Origin of the sequence: Desulfosalsimonas propionicica (genome assembly GCF_013761005.1) — a bacterium.
In the GTDB taxonomy this organism is placed as follows: Bacteria; Desulfobacterota; Desulfobacteria; order Desulfobacterales; family Desulfosalsimonadaceae; genus Desulfosalsimonas; species Desulfosalsimonas propionicica.
The window spans coordinates 344,187-358,220 of the sequence record NZ_JACDUS010000002.1 but is presented as its reverse complement, the minus strand read 5'-3'; the positions used below and the strand labels follow the sequence as shown (position 1 = coordinate 358,220).

The window sequence follows — 14,034 nt, the reverse complement described above, 5'->3', positions numbered from 1 at the left end:
ATCATGTATATCGGGAAATACAAGGTCACCGGGCTGCTGGGCACCGGCGGCATGGGCCGGGTCTATAAGGCCCAATTGCCGGAAATCAATAAAACTGTTGCCTTGAAACGGCTTTGCCCCCGACCCCATATGATACAGCTGCTGGGAAACAAGACCATTGAAAAGATGTTTACGGACGAGGCCCGGATTCTGGGGGATCTGCGGCATCCCCATATTGCGGCAATCCTGGATTTTGACCGCGACAAGGAGGGACGGCCTTTTTTTACCATGGAATATCACTGCGTCAATCTCGGGGATATGACAGGCGAGCACTATGTCATGGAAGCCCCCGTCCGCAGCCTGCCGCCGGAGCGGGCGGCGGGTTACCTGCACCAGGTGCTCTCCGGGCTGGGCCGGCTCCATGACGCGGGCATCATTCACAGGGATGTCAAGCCCTATAACATGCTCATCTCTGAATCAGACCAGGTACGGATCATTGATTTCGGCCTGTCTTTGCTTCGGGGCGAAACCCGGGGTGTGCCGGAGCAGTTTAAAATCGGCACTCCGTATTACGCAGCCCCGGAGCAAGAGGCCGATCCAGACGGCGTGGATGAACGGGCCGATATCTACGGGGCAGGGGTTTTGGCCTGGCGGATGCTGACGGGTTATCTGCCCCCGGATCATGGGGAAAAGCCCGTGCCCGGTGAAATCAACCCCCTTCTTGGGCGATGCTGGGATGATTTTTTGCTTTGCGCCACCCACCCGAAACCAGACAGGCGCTTTCCGGACTGCCAAAAGATGACAGCTGCCCTGGACAGGGCTTTTGAATCCTGGCAGCAAACCCTTGAGAAGGCTTGCCGGATGCAGGAGGTGACGGCTGTGAGCCGGGCTTCTGATGCGGATTACAGCCAGCCCGTGCGCAGCATCCCTGTAAAGGTTTCTTTAAGTGCGGCAAAAAACCGCTTCGGGCTTGATGGGCGCTGGCGGCCTGCAAGCCGGCGAAGCCCGGAGTTTGTAGTGTGCGATGACCACACTGTCCGGGACAAAACCCACGGCCGGCTGTGGCAGAAGGCCGGTTCCCCATGGCCCGTGGAGTGGTCCCGGGCACGGCAATATATTGACTCGCTGAATGCCCGGGCTTTTGGCGGTGTCCAAAACTGGCGCCTTCCCACGGTGGATGAACTGGTCTTGCTGCTTTTTCCGGTATCTGTTCTCGGCGACTATTGCACACCCCCGGTTTTTTCCGGAGATATTCACCGGCTTTGGAGCGCGGACCGCAAATCCTTTGTTGCCGCCTGGTTTGTGGACACCAGCCTGGGATACGCCGGGGCTGCGGATTTTACCTGCCAGTGCCATGTGCGGGCTGTCAGCCATTGTCCGCCTTACGGATAAAATCACGGATCACCCGGAAATAGTCCAGCCCGGCCCGGATCATGATATCGTTGTGATTGGCGTTTTCAACAATTTCAAGGGCCTTGGTCTCAGACGGGCATTTTTCATACAGGTCCTGTCCGTGGGAAAGCGGGATAATGTGATCAAACCGGGCATGAACAATCAGTGCGGGGCCCTTGTATTTTGCGATTTTTTCCGCATTGGAAAAAACAACCGATTCTCCGATTCCCAAAGCCCGTGCATCCATGCCCAGGTGTTGGAGCAAAGATACGGTATGGGCAAAACCGCTTTCAATAACAATGCCGGCCATGGCCCCGGGCCTGGATGCGGCCAGTTCCAGGGCGGGTGCGCTTCCCAGGGATCTTCCCATGATCCATAAAGGACCGGTCCGACCGTTTTCCTTCATCCAGCGGGCAACGGCATCCAGTACCAGGTGGGCGTCTGAAAGCATGGCAGATACGGTTGGCGATCCCGTGCTTTTGCCGTAGCCCCGATAATCGGCCGCCAGGAGGCTTAGCCCGTGATCATTGTACACCGGTCCCACAGGGTCATAGTCGGCTGCGATTTCGCCGTTTCCGTGGAAAAACAACAGGTGGGGCTGATCCTTGGAAGCCAGGTAAAACCGGCACCCCAGATTCACACCGTCTTCGGCACCCACGTCTAGATCCATGGCCCCGGCAGGCGGCGGCGTGTCCGGGGCCTTGCGGGGATGGAACAGAATTTGTAAGATTTCGGGCCGGTCCAGAATTGCGGCTTCTGAATCCTGCATTTTCATTTCCTCCTTGATTATTTGATATCATTATAAAAATGGATTACATTCATTTTATCTCTTTTTGTCCGCGCGGTAAACAAAACCCGGCAGACTCCCTGTTATGCTTTCTTAAAAAATCTTGATATACTGTTAAATATCAGGTAAAAAAAAACATCCTACAGCATTGAAAAGACCGGCTTTTTTTCGGTCAATCCATTCTGATGAAGGCGCATAGTTCATGAAGATTTTTTCCGCAGCCACAGCCCCCGCCCGCAAGCCGTCCCCGACATCCGGCGGGTTTACCCTTATTGAACTCATGGTGGTCATCGTTATATTAAGTATCCTGGCTGTCTATATGGTCCCAAGAATTATGGGCCGGCCGGAGCAGGCCAAGCAGCTCAAGGCCAGAATCGATATCCAGGCCCTTGAAACCGCACTGAAGCTTTATAAACTCGATAACGGACACTATCCCACCACGGAGCAGGGCCTTGAAGCCCTGGTTGAACCCCCTGACGCCGGGCCCCCGGCCAAAGGATGGCGGGAAGGCGGATACCTTGAAAAGGGCAAAATCGCAAAGGATCCATGGGGGAATGATTATGTCTATCTCAGCCCCGGTACCCATGATGACTATGATATTATCTCCTACGGTGCTGACGGGGAGCCCGGAGGCGAGGGAGACAATGCCGATATCCGGAGCTGGGAAATTGAATAGACCGGATAATCCTTTATTTCAAGCGTTTCAGCAGCCTTACAGTTGAGATCCTTTTTGCCCGCAAAAAATGACCATGCCTTTACACTCATAGAGCTGATCGTGGTGATCAGTCTTTTGGGTGTCATGTTGTTTTTTGCCGTACCCAGGATCCATGAGTCTTTTTTTTCCTCTGGTACCAGAAAACTTTCCGCATGGCTGCAGCTTCAGGTAAAAGATTTGAAAAACCAGGCTGTTGAAAATCAAACGCAGTTTATCCTCTTTGTTGACGTAGATGAAAACCGGCTCTGGGCCGGCCGGCATGACATGGCGGAGCCGGCGCTGGAAGCCGCAAAATCCAAGGGATTATCCCTGTCCGGGACAAACCGTTTCTCTGAGGTGGTGTTTGCCGGCGACCACCGAATATCTGCCGGTACCGCGCATATCCGTTTTTATCCCCGTGGATATTCGGACCAGGCTGTCATTTATGTCCAAACCCGCGGAAACAAGCGCATTTCCTATGAAATCAATCCATTTTTGCCCGATATCAAAACCGGCGGCAGCCATGGATGATCATTATTGCGGCATAGGATATGGCCAAACCGCCGGCCGCGGTTTCACCCTGCTGGAGGTCCTGGTTTCCCTGGCCATTATCGCCACGGTCCTTGTGAGCATTATCCGCCTTCAGGGCCAGACCATTTCCATGAATGAAACCGTGCGCTTCTATTCCGTGGCGCCGTTTCTGGCCCAGTCCCGGGTTGCGCAAATCCGGATGGAGTCTGATTCTTTTATGGGCGAAGACAGCGGGGATTTCGGCGCGGATTTTCCCGGATATATCTGGCAGAGCCGGGTCCAGCCACGGGAAATCAACATTGAAGACAATGGAGAAATCAATTTCCTGGAAGCCGGCATCACTGTCCGGCATTCTTCGTGGGGGCTTGTCTATGAAATCACCCGGCAGATTTCAGCCAAAAATGAGGAATCGCGGCCATGAATCCGTCCTACCGTCAAAACCAGCCAGGGATGTGGAAAAAATCGGGATTTACGCTGCTGGAAGTGTTGATGGCGGTTGTGATTTTTGCCGTGATTGCCACCATTGTCTACAGTGCAATGAATGCCGCCATATCCCGGATAGGCGCCATCAAGGACGGGGACAGGGTCTTTGCAATGGGCGCCGGCTGCCTGCACCGGATCAGCACGGATCTGCGCTCGGCTTATGCCGATCCCTATCCCCTGTTCACCCCGCAGAACGCCGAAGAGAATCCGGATCCTTATGCCTTTGTGGGCCAAACCGATTTTGTGGGCGGAGACTCCTTTTCAGGATTGCAGTTTGCCGCTTTTGCGCATCTGCCGGTTTCCACGGGCAGCGCAGACCCGCAGAAAAGCGCTGCCGCCCTTGCGCAACTCCGGTATTTTGTTGAAAAAAGCCCGGAGCCGGACCGCGGTTATGTTCTCAGGCGCGGGGACCGGCCGTTTGTCTGGAACGCGGATGCAGATCAATGGGATGAAGACAGCGCGCCGGTGCTTTGCACCCATATTACGGAGTTTGCGCTGACATATTTCGATCACAAGAAAAATGACCGAAAAACCTGGGATTCGTCTGATGACGCAACAGACTATGCAACCCCGGCAGCTGTTGAAATTTTTTTCAGGATTGAAACCGACCAGGGAAATTATCCTTTTCTTACCCGGGTGGTTCTACCGGCTGGCAGGGAGCCCCTTGAACGTGTTAAAAGCCAATAATCACGGCATTGCCCTTCTCATCACCCTGAGCATTATCACGGTTTTGATTGCCGTGGCCTTTGAGTTGAACCGGCAGACCGGCGCTTCGTTGAGCAGAAGCGGCGCAGGCAGAGACAGACAGATTCTGCAGGAAAAGATCGAATCCGGGGTCAGCCTGGCCATGCTGATTTTGATTCGCGACAAGGAACAGACGGAAGTGGATTCTGTCCAGGAGGACTGGGCAGACCCGGAAAAAATCAGCGGCTATCTTGGCCGGGCCGGATATGACGACGATGAATTGCAAATTGAAATCACCGATGAACGCGCCCGTATGCAGGTCAACGCCCTGGTGGAGTTTCCGGCCGGACGCGAGTTTGACCCTGTGCAGCAGCAATTGTGGCTACGGTTTCTTGAATTGTTCCTTCAGCAGCAGGATCAACCCGATACAGCAACAGCGAAAGAACCTTTGGAGCCGGAAATGATCATCAATCCGATCAAGGACTGGATTGATTCCGGCGACGATGACGCCATAACCGGCCTGAGCGGTGCGGAATCCGACCATTACATCGACCAGGATCCGCCGTACAAGTGCAGAAACGGCCCTGTGCGGCATTTGTCTGAGCTGCTGCGCGTGCGCAACATCACCCCGGAACGATTTTTCGCAGATGATGAAAATGCCGGCCTGGGCGATTTTCTGACGGTACACGGCCTGACGCCGGCAGCAAACAACCCCCAGGACTTTACCTATGGCGGCCGGATCAATATCAACACTGCAGAAATACCCGTATTAGCAGCGCTGCTGCCGACGGGCCTGGAGTTTCTGGCCCCGGAAATGGCCGCTTTTCGCAAGGAATCCTCAGGCGGTGAGTATCTCTATGATTTGACCGATCCGACCTGGTACCGGCAGGTTCCCGGTATGGGAGAGGTGGAGATCGACACTTCCCTGGTGGCGGTTAAAAGTGATTTGTTTCGCATCCGGTGCAAAGCCCGGCATAATCAAAGTTCAATGGCCGCCCGGGTGATTGTGCGGCGGGAGCAGAAAAAATCCGGGAAATGGAAATGCCGTGTATTGCGCTGGCAGTATGAATAGGATATATTTGGTCAAGGAATGCTTGAAAATCGCATAAGGCCTGTGAAAAAATTTAAAACCAATGCCGTAACACGGATATGAGCAACCGGATTCTATCCATTGATATCAGAAAGCAGGGCCTGTGGGCCGTGCTGGTCCGCACCGCCCTGAAGGGCAACCGGATCGAGGCCCACAAGTTCGTGTCTTTTGACGAGGCCCCGGAAGAAGCCGCCAACCCGGAAAAACGCCTGGCCTGGGCCATGGAGACCGTGACCCGCCATATCCCTGCTCAGGGCGCCGGCTGTCTTGTTTCCGTCGCCGCTTCCGAGGTGTCTTTCCGCAATCTGCAGGTGCCGTTTAAAGACAACAGAAAAATTCGCCAGGTGCTTGATTTTGAACTGGAGCCCACCCTGCCGTTTGAAATCAGTGCCCTGCAGACGGATTTTCTCATTGTTCGCCAGGCCGAGCAGACCGACCTGATCGTGGCAGCTGTGGAAACCCGGAAACTTGAGACCATTCAGGAAATTTTCAGGGGATTGGATCTCACGCCAAGGGTGATCACCATCGGTTCTGCGGCTGCAGCCCTTTGTGTCTCCCGCCTGTCGGAGACCGGGGAGAAAAATTTTCTGCTGCTTGACATCGACGGCTCCAATGCCGCGGCCTGCATGGTTGTTGACGGAAAAATTCACATGATCCGCGCCATTCGCACAGGCGCAGCCGCGGATGGAGCCGGATGTGCGGATATGATCGCAGCTGGCATCCAACGAATGCTGGCTTCCTTTGAAACCCTGTATGACGGAGATCCAGAACTTGGATGCATTTTTGTTTCCGGGACGGATCAAGCCGATACCAGTTTTGCTGAAAAACTGTCCAGGACCCTGGAAACGGAAGTGCGTTTTTTCAACCTGGCTGCCGAAACCCGGCTCTACCAATTATCAGACAAAGATTTGGATATCGGCCGGCAGGCCAGCTGTGCCCTGAGCCTGGCAGGGATTGAAACATCCGGCATCCGGCCTTTTCAGTTCAACCGAAGCCATCATGCGCTGCAGAAATACTGGGCTGAAAACCGCAGCGAGATCATCAGCATTGGCGCGCTGGCTTTTTTTGTTTTCATGGTTCTGATGATTCAGGCAATCATAGAAAACCGGCACATGGAGGATCGCATTGCGCAAACAGACAGGCAGATTACCAAAATATTTCAACAGGCCTTCCCGGATGTCACCCGCATTGTTGATCCCGTGCAGCAGATGGAAGTTGGCATTTCCCGGTTAAAAAAACAGAACGTGTTCACCGGAGACGATGGGGCGGATATCCGCAATGTGGACATTTTAAAAGATGTCAGTGAATTGATACCGGCCAGCATCAATGTGGTGCTGACCCGGTTTGTCCGGGGCCAAAGCAGCGTGCAGATCGCCGGTCTCACGGATACATTCAACGCAGTTGATGATATAAAAATGCAGCTTGAAAAATCTGTATTTTTCAAACAGATCACCATCAGCTCCGCCAATATGGACAAGTCCGCCAATCGCGTACGGTTCCGGATTAAGGCGGATCTGGCAAAAGAGCCGCTTTAACGACCAAAGGCGCCTGGCAGATGAAAAAAATGATCAATCTCAACCGCAGGGAAAAACTGGCGGTAACAGCAGGTGCCGGATTTGTGGCTGTTTTCCTGGTTTTTGAGATCCTGGTGCATCCGGTTTTTGAAAAACGCAGCCAGCTTCGTGACCAGCTGGCTTCCAGGCAGGCCGCGCTTGTGGAAATGATTGAAATGTACCGGCAGTACCAAGTGATCCAGGCAAATGCAGAACACACGCAAAACCGGTATGCCCTCAGACCGGAGGGGTTTACCCTGTTTTCGTTCATGGACCGGGTTGCCGGAGAAACCGGGGTGAAGCCATACATCACCTATATGAAACCCAGCAGCTCAACCGATGAGACATCCGGAACCACCATTTCCTATGTTGAACTCAAGCTTCAGGATATTACCCTTAAAGATTTGATATCCTACCTGTTTGAGGTAGAGACATCTGAAAACATGGTCCGTGTCAGCCGGTTGGCGATTTCCAAAACCGGGGAGGCCGAAGGGTTGCTTTCCGTGGTCCTGCAGGCCGAGGCAGTGGATGCATAGAAGCCCGCAATCCAAGTGGACGCATTATTCATGTTGAAAAAATCAAAAAAACGGCTTGCCTGGATGTGTTATATTACCGTGCTGGCAGCCGTGTTTCTCTATCTTTTATTCCCGGCCGGGGCAGTGAAAAAATACCTGGAACATCAGGTATGGAAGGCTTCGGACAATGCCGTGTCCCTTGAAATTGCATCGGTAAGGCCGGGTTTTCCTCCTTGTCTGGTCATAGATGAAGCCACCCTGATTTACCGGGAGATGGATGCCCTGGAAACCGGCCGCACAATTGTGTCTCCGGCCTATCGGAAACTGCCGGGCATTTTTGACGCCCTTGATTTTACAATCCGCCTGGGTGAGGGCCGGGCCCTGGGATGGGTGGCCATGGAAGATGCCCGCGGCAGCGGGGCGGACAAGTCCTTTCATCTCCGGCTTGAAAATGCAGACCTGGAAAGCATTGTTTTGATCCGCAGCATGAGCGGGCATAGGGTTTCCGGCAGCCTGGACGGAACCATTGAATTTACCGGCGGCATTCCCGGTCAAGCCGGCAGCGGCACAATTGAGCTGGCGGCCAGCCAATGCACGGTTGCCTTGCAGGAAGCGATCTATGGCATAAAACAATTAACGTTTCAATCCATTGAGACGAATCTGGAAATTGAGGATCAGCAGGTAAATATCCGGCAGATCGAACTTAAGGGAAACCAGTTTTCCGGAGATGGCACCGGCCGTATTCTTATTCGCCAGCCGTTTGAAAACAGCCGGATTCAAATTTCCGCCACGGTTCGGCCGCATCCAGCCCTGGCCAGGGCCATGGAAGGGCTGCTGCCGGAGCAATTTACAGGCGGCGGGGATATATCGCTTCGCATTGCCGGGTCCCTGAAACAGCCCTCCTGGCAAATCCGGTGATGTCAGGGCCGGGGCGACAACATATGGATATTTAAGCGGTTTATCAGAATATGACAAAAACCATCCTGAAAATCATTCGTGTGCTGCTTGCGGCGGCAGCGGTTTTTGTGTGCGCAGACCTGTTTTACGGCATGGTTTCAGCCAGACTTGACCTTGCGGCAAACAGTCATTTGCGCCCTGAAATCCTTGATCGCCGGATCCGGGCGGACACCCCGGACAGCCAGATGCCCCGGCAGCAGGCTTATGCTTATTATGGGGCCATTGCCCAAAAGGATTTGTTTCACACCGGACAGGCAAAAACCCCGGCGGATGCCCGGGCGGGGGCGGAACTGGAAAATCTGGAAAAAACCCGGCTCAACCTCCGGCTCTGGGGCACCATCACAGGCACGGATGAAAAAGCCTATGCGGTCATTGAGGAAAAATCCGGCAGCAAACAAGCCCTTTACCAGGAGGGCGACACCATTGATCAGGCCCGGATCAGGATGATTCTGCGCAAAAGGGTCGTTTTGACGGTAAACGGCAAAGATGAAATCCTGGAGATGGAGGACCTGGCCGATCAAGCCAGCCGCCTGCCTGACGGACAAGTCCAACCGGCCCCTGAAGCCGCAGACATTTCTGTTTCAGAAGAACCCATATCCATATCCGGCCAGCAAATGGATGAAGCCATGCAGGATGTCAGCACCCTTATGCGCCAGGTGCGCATAAGGCCTTATTTTGAAGACGGCCGGCCCGGGGGCCTGATGCTCAGCGGCATCCGCAGTGAATCGGTTTTTTCTGAAATGGGGCTGGAAAGCGGCGACATCATCAAAAGCATCAATGGCCGCCAGATCCGCTCAGTTGAGGACGCCATGACTTTTTACGAAAACATGCAATCTTCCGGTGAGGTTGAACTGGAAATTGAACGCAACGGCAGCAGCCAGATTCTTTCCTTTCAGATCGATTAACCCGTGGCCGAAAACGAGGAATCGCTCATGATCAGGTTTCAGCGACATTCCGGCAAGGCAGCAGACATGGACGTTTTTCACAGGGCAGCCATTGCTGCGTTGACCATCTGCTTTGCGTTGTTTGTGTCAGCGGCTTTTTGTCCGGCTTATGGACAAAACAGTCAGGCGCAGCAAAAAGCAGGCCCCAACAGCATCCAAAGCCCGGAACAGGAGGGGCGTTCGGTATCCATTGATTTCAATGATGTGGATATCAGCGTGTTTATCAAGTTTATCAGCGAACTCACGGGCCGCAATTTCATTGTTGACCAGCGGGTCAAGGGAAAGATTACCGTGATTTCCCCGACCCGGATATCGGTTCAGGAGGCCTACAGGGTTTTTGAATCCGTGCTGGATGTCCACGGATATACCACGGTGGAGGCCGGGGAGATCACCAAGATCATCCCGGCGCCCTATGCCCGGACCATGAGCATTGAAACCAAGCTGAAAAGGGAAGGCGGCAGCGGCGAGGACAAAATCGTCACCCAGCTGATTCCGCTGGAATATGCCAGTCCCGATGAGATCAAGCAGCTGTTTGCACCCCTGATTTCCAAAAGCAGCGTGATCATCTCCTATGCACCCACCAACATGCTTATTGTCACAGATGTCTACTCCAATATCAAGCGGCTGATGCGCATTATTGACGCCATTGACGTGCCCGGCACCGGACGTGAAATTCTCATGCTTCCCATTGAACATTCCAATGCCGAAGACATTGTCTCAATCATCAATTCCGTGTTCGGCCAGGCCCGGTCAGACCGCCGGGGGGACCGGCAAGCCATCACCGCAGTTGCAGACAGACGCACCAACCTCTTGATTGTCCAGGCCAGCGAGCCCAACATCGGGCGGGTACGGCAGCTGGTAAACTCCCTTGACAAGGAAATGCCCAGGGGAAAAGAAAAAATCAATGTGTATTATCTGGAAAACGCCAAGGCTGAGGACCTTGTGGGCGTATTGCAGGAATTGCCCGCAAGTCGGGAACAACAGGAGGGGAAAAAGCAGGCGCCCATTGTATCCGAAGCAGTGAAAGTGACCGCGGACCAGGCCACCAACAGCCTGATTATCCGGGCGGAAAAAGACGATTACGACGTTTTGAAATCCGTGATTGAAAAGCTCGATGTGCCGAGGGCCATGGTCTATATTGAAGCCCTGATCATGGAGGTGAGCAAGGACAAATCCTTTCGCCTGGGTGCTGAGTGGATCGCCGGCGGGGAGGGCAGTTACAAGGACCGGGAGGGGGTTTACGGCGGGGGTTTTTCCGGCGGCGCCATGGGCGGTGATGCCGGATACAATTTTTCCTTTCCCGATTCTTCCGGCAGCGCTCCGCTTCCGCCCGGTTTTTCCCTGGGCATTCTCGGTGAAAACATCGAGGTGGGCGGCATCACTTTTCCCACGATCCGGGCCATGATCCAGGCCTATCAAAAGGACCGGGACGTGCAGATTCTGTCCACGCCCCAAATTCTGACCACGGACAATGAGACCGCCAAGATCCGGGTGGGCAGAAATATTCCCTATTTGACCCGGACTGCCAGCGGGGAGACCGAATACAGCAATTACGAATATCAGGATGTGGGCATTTTGCTGGAAATCACCCCGCAGATCAACAAGGATCGCAAAATCCGCCTGGAGCTGCTCCAGGAAGTGACCAAACTGGAAAGCACCGATGATTTTCGTCCAACCACCCTGAAACGAACCATTGACACTGTGGTTGAGGTCAATGACACCAATACTGTGGTCATCGGCGGCCTGATTGACGAAAGCCTTTCAAAAACCGAGTACCGGGTGCCCTGCCTGGGCGGAGTGCCGCTGATCGGATGGCTGTTTAAGTCTTTTTCCGATTCCTCGGACCAGACCAACCTTTTTGTGTTTATAACGCCCAGGGTTATGGCCGCGCCCGATGAAGCCGCTGAATTCTACAAGGACAACAAAGAAAAGTTTCAAGCAGTGCCCGAGCAAACCATCAAGCTTTATGGACCGCCGCAGAATAAAAACGCGCGCTCTGCCAACGGACTTCCGGAGGCAAAACCAGAAACCGGAACAGGCCCGGAATCCGATCAGCCGGAGACTGACCCGAGCGAGGGCAGGCAATACACGGTGAAAAAAAACGATACCTTGTATTCCATTGCCCGCAGACACAGCATCGCGCTTGACACGCTGCTGGAAATAAACGACTTGACAGAGGAGTCCGTTATTCGGCCCGGAGATCAGCTGACAGTGTCTCCAACAGGCCCGGAATTCGATCAGCCGGAGACTGACCCGAGCGAGGGCAGGCAATACACGGTGAAGAAAAACGATACCTTGTATTCCATTGCCCGCAGACACAACATCGCGCTTGACACGCTGCTGGAAATAAACGACTTGACAGGGGATTCCGTTATCCGGCCCGGAGATCAGCTGACAGTGTCTCCCTAAAGCCGGCATCAAAAGAAGACAGCCGTCAATGAAACAGCACTTAACCGACATATTGGTCCATGATTTTGGCGTGGATGAAAACGATATCGCTGAAGCCGGAAGACTGGCAAGGCAGCAGAATGTGCCCTTGTCCGAGGTGATCCTGAAAAAGAAGATCCTTTCGGAACATCAGCTGCTCCAGGCCTTTTCCCGGGTTTATGACCTGCCGTTTTGGACCCATCTGCCGCCGGAGGATTTTGACACGGAATTTGCGCGCAGGGTGCCCATCGGGTTTCTGAAAAAATACGCCATGGTGCCCATCTGCCGGACATGTGCTGCTGATCCGGAAAAACCCGGCAGCGATGAGGCCGAAACCACGCGCCCGGTAATTGCCATCAATGATCCCTCGGCTTTCCAGCCCCTGGATGATCTGGTGCGGCTTCTGGAAATCGATGAATTTGATGTTGTGCTCGCGCCCCGGGATGCCATTTATTCCCTGATCAACATGGCCTTTGACAGCAGCCGGGACACGGCAGAACAGCTTGTGGCCGACATGGAGGACAACACCGGCAGCATTATCAGCGAAATAGAGGAAACCGCCGACCTTCTTGATGATACCAGTGATGCGCCCATCATCAAGCTGGTCAACCACGTGATTTCCCAGTCTGTAAAAATCGGTGCCAGTGACATTCACATTGAGCCGGAGCAATACAGCTTAAAAATCCGCTACCGGGTCGACGGCATTCTCTATGATCTTCTCACACCCCCAAAGTGGATGCAGGCGTCGCTGGCATCGCGCATCAAGGTCATGGCCAGGATGAATATCGCGGAAAAGCGCCTGCCCCAGGACGGCCGCTTTGAGGTCAAAATCGGTGATCAAAGTATTGACATCCGGGTTTCCACCATTCCGATCCAGTACGGGGAGCGGGTGGTGATGCGGCTGCTCAACAAGTCCGGCTCTCTGTTTCAGCTCACAGAGCTGGGCCTGTCGCAGACAAAACTCGATACCATCCGCCGGCTGATCCGTTATTCCCACGGCATCATCCTGGTAACCGGCCCCACGGGCAGCGGAAAAACAACCACCCTGTATGCCGTGCTCTCCAGCCTCAACTCCCCGGATATCAATATCATCACCATCGAGGACCCGGTGGAATACCAGCTAAAGGGGGTCAACCAGATTCAGGTCAACTCAAGAATCGAACTCACCTTTGCAAGGGGGCTTCGCTCCATTGTCCGCCAGGACCCGGATGTGATTCTCATCGGGGAGATGCGCGATCTGGAAACCGCTGAAATCGGCGTGCAATCGGCCTTGACCGGTCACCTGGTATTTTCCACCCTGCACACAAACGACTCGGCAAGTGCCATTACCCGCCTGGTGGATCTGGGAATCGAGCCTTTTTTGATTTCCTCCTCGGTAATCGCCGTGATCGCCCAGCGGCTGTTGCGACTGCTCTGTAATGAATGCAAACAGGCCTATACACCGGATGCCGCCACCCTGAAGCGTCTTGGTCTTGATCCGCAGCAGGCCGAAAAATCAGTCATCTATAAGGCCGTGGGCTGCAGCAGTTGTTTTAACAGCGGATACCGGGGACGCCTGGGAATCTATGAGATCCTTGAATTGAGCCCTGAGCTGCAGAACCTGGTTTTAAAAACCTATGATTCCCACAGGATCAAGATGGAAGCCGTGCAGGCCGGAATGACAACGCTTTATCAGGACGGTATTGACAAGGTATTGAAAGGACAGACCACCATTGAGGAGGTTTTGCGGGTCACCCAAAGCTGATATTGGACTTCCGAGGAAATCCCTTTTTTACACTATATCGAAATTGTACTGCTGTACCCTTACGGCGGCGCGGAAAAGCGGGTTTCCGAGCGGAAATTGAGGCTTCAGGAGGCTCCTGAAGCGAGGAACCTCCTTTTTCGCGCTGCCGACCAGCCAAGGCGCTTATGGATTTCCTTTCTGGAAAAATGCGGTCGGCGGGATAAACAGCTTTTTACAGGCGCATCATTTTTAACCAGCATCAAAAAGAGTCGGGG

At 53.9% G+C, this 14,034-nt stretch carries 13 protein-coding genes; 12 read left to right on the top strand and 1 reads right to left on the bottom strand.

Translation table 11 applies throughout. The features are described 5' to 3' along the window. Positions 1–3: 3 nt before the first annotated feature. Positions 4–1,371 (top strand): serine/threonine protein kinase, encoded by a 1,368-nt coding sequence (locus tag HNR65_RS04985; RefSeq protein ID WP_220128290.1) that lies wholly within the window; start codon positions 4–6, stop codon positions 1,369–1,371. Here HNR65_RS04985 and HNR65_RS04980 read toward each other — a convergent pair. Then, positions 1,346–2,140 (bottom strand): alpha/beta hydrolase, encoded by a 795-nt coding sequence (locus tag HNR65_RS04980; RefSeq protein ID WP_232364656.1) that lies wholly within the window; start codon positions 2,138–2,140, stop codon positions 1,346–1,348. The genes HNR65_RS04985 and HNR65_RS04980 overlap by 26 nt on opposite strands. A 220-nt stretch (positions 2,141–2,360) precedes the next feature. Between HNR65_RS04980 and gspG the strand changes: the two genes are divergently transcribed. From gspG to gspE, 11 genes are all read left to right on the top strand, one after another. Beyond that, on the top strand, positions 2,361–2,834 hold the full coding sequence (gene gspG / locus HNR65_RS04975) for a type II secretion system major pseudopilin GspG (protein WP_181550356.1): 474 nt from the start codon (positions 2,361–2,363) through the stop codon (positions 2,832–2,834). A 54-nt stretch (positions 2,835–2,888) separates the two neighbouring features. After that, positions 2,889–3,383 (top strand): pilus assembly FimT family protein, encoded by a 495-nt coding sequence (locus HNR65_RS04970; protein WP_181550355.1) that lies wholly within the window; start codon positions 2,889–2,891, stop codon positions 3,381–3,383. After that, positions 3,376–3,804 carry a type II secretion system minor pseudopilin GspI gene (gene gspI, locus HNR65_RS04965; RefSeq protein WP_181550354.1) on the top strand — a complete coding sequence of 143 codons (429 nt, stop codon included), beginning with the start codon at positions 3,376–3,378 and terminating at the stop codon, positions 3,802–3,804. Before HNR65_RS04970 ends, gspI begins: the two co-directional genes overlap by 8 nt. Then, positions 3,801–4,553, top strand: coding sequence for a PulJ/GspJ family protein (locus HNR65_RS04960; RefSeq protein WP_181550353.1), 753 nt, complete (start codon positions 3,801–3,803; stop codon positions 4,551–4,553). Before gspI ends, HNR65_RS04960 begins: the two co-directional genes overlap by 4 nt. Further along, positions 4,537–5,622, top strand: coding sequence for a type II secretion system minor pseudopilin (locus tag HNR65_RS04955; protein ID WP_332309014.1), 1,086 nt, complete (start codon positions 4,537–4,539; stop codon positions 5,620–5,622). The genes HNR65_RS04960 and HNR65_RS04955 overlap by 17 nt, the downstream gene beginning before the upstream one ends. Positions 5,623–5,699: 77 nt before the next feature. After that, entirely contained in the window at positions 5,700–7,175 is a 1,476-nt protein-coding gene (locus tag HNR65_RS04950; RefSeq protein ID WP_181550351.1) for a PilN domain-containing protein, read from the top strand. A 20-nt stretch (positions 7,176–7,195) separates the two neighbouring features. Continuing rightward, positions 7,196–7,729 (top strand): type II secretion system protein GspM, encoded by a 534-nt coding sequence (locus HNR65_RS04945; RefSeq protein ID WP_181550350.1) that lies wholly within the window; start codon positions 7,196–7,198, stop codon positions 7,727–7,729. Between the two features lie 30 nt (positions 7,730–7,759). Beyond that, positions 7,760–8,626 (top strand): type II secretion system protein GspN, encoded by an 867-nt coding sequence (gspN, locus tag HNR65_RS04940; RefSeq protein ID WP_181550349.1) that lies wholly within the window; start codon positions 7,760–7,762, stop codon positions 8,624–8,626. 50 nt (positions 8,627–8,676) lie between these two features. After that, on the top strand, positions 8,677–9,570 hold the full coding sequence (gene gspC, locus HNR65_RS04935; protein ID WP_181550348.1) for a type II secretion system protein GspC: 894 nt from the start codon (positions 8,677–8,679) through the stop codon (positions 9,568–9,570). A 27-nt stretch (positions 9,571–9,597) separates the two neighbouring features. Next, positions 9,598–12,018: a type II secretion system secretin GspD gene (gene gspD, locus HNR65_RS04930; RefSeq protein ID WP_181550347.1), complete on the top strand. Its 2,421-nt coding sequence runs from the start codon at positions 9,598–9,600 to the stop codon at positions 12,016–12,018. Positions 12,019–12,046: 28 nt separating this feature from the next. Next, on the top strand, positions 12,047–13,780 hold the full coding sequence (gspE, locus tag HNR65_RS04925) for a type II secretion system ATPase GspE (RefSeq protein ID WP_181550346.1): 1,734 nt from the start codon (positions 12,047–12,049) through the stop codon (positions 13,778–13,780). The last annotated feature ends 254 nt before the right edge of the window (positions 13,781–14,034 follow it).

Bases quoted from the DNA above. Each gene is read 5' to 3' on its own strand.
- gspI (WP_181550354.1), top strand. From the start codon at position 3,376: ATGGATGATCATTATTGCGGCATAGGATATGGCCAAACCGCCGGCCGC.
- HNR65_RS04980 (WP_232364656.1), bottom strand. From the start codon at position 2,140: ATGCAGGATTCAGAAGCCGCAATTCTGGACCGGCCCGAAATCTTACAA.
- gspN (WP_181550349.1), top strand. From the start codon at position 7,760: ATGTTGAAAAAATCAAAAAAACGGCTTGCCTGGATGTGTTATATTACC.
- gspE (WP_181550346.1), top strand. From the start codon at position 12,047: ATGAAACAGCACTTAACCGACATATTGGTCCATGATTTTGGCGTGGAT.
- gspG (WP_181550356.1), top strand. From the start codon at position 2,361: ATGAAGATTTTTTCCGCAGCCACAGCCCCCGCCCGCAAGCCGTCCCCG.
- gspD (WP_181550347.1), top strand. From the start codon at position 9,598: ATGATCAGGTTTCAGCGACATTCCGGCAAGGCAGCAGACATGGACGTT.
- HNR65_RS04985 (WP_220128290.1), top strand. From the start codon at position 4: ATGTATATCGGGAAATACAAGGTCACCGGGCTGCTGGGCACCGGCGGC.
- gspC (WP_181550348.1), top strand. From the start codon at position 8,677: ATGACAAAAACCATCCTGAAAATCATTCGTGTGCTGCTTGCGGCGGCA.
- HNR65_RS04960 (WP_181550353.1), top strand. From the start codon at position 3,801: ATGAATCCGTCCTACCGTCAAAACCAGCCAGGGATGTGGAAAAAATCG.
- HNR65_RS04950 (WP_181550351.1), top strand. From the start codon at position 5,700: ATGAGCAACCGGATTCTATCCATTGATATCAGAAAGCAGGGCCTGTGG.
- HNR65_RS04945 (WP_181550350.1), top strand. From the start codon at position 7,196: ATGAAAAAAATGATCAATCTCAACCGCAGGGAAAAACTGGCGGTAACA.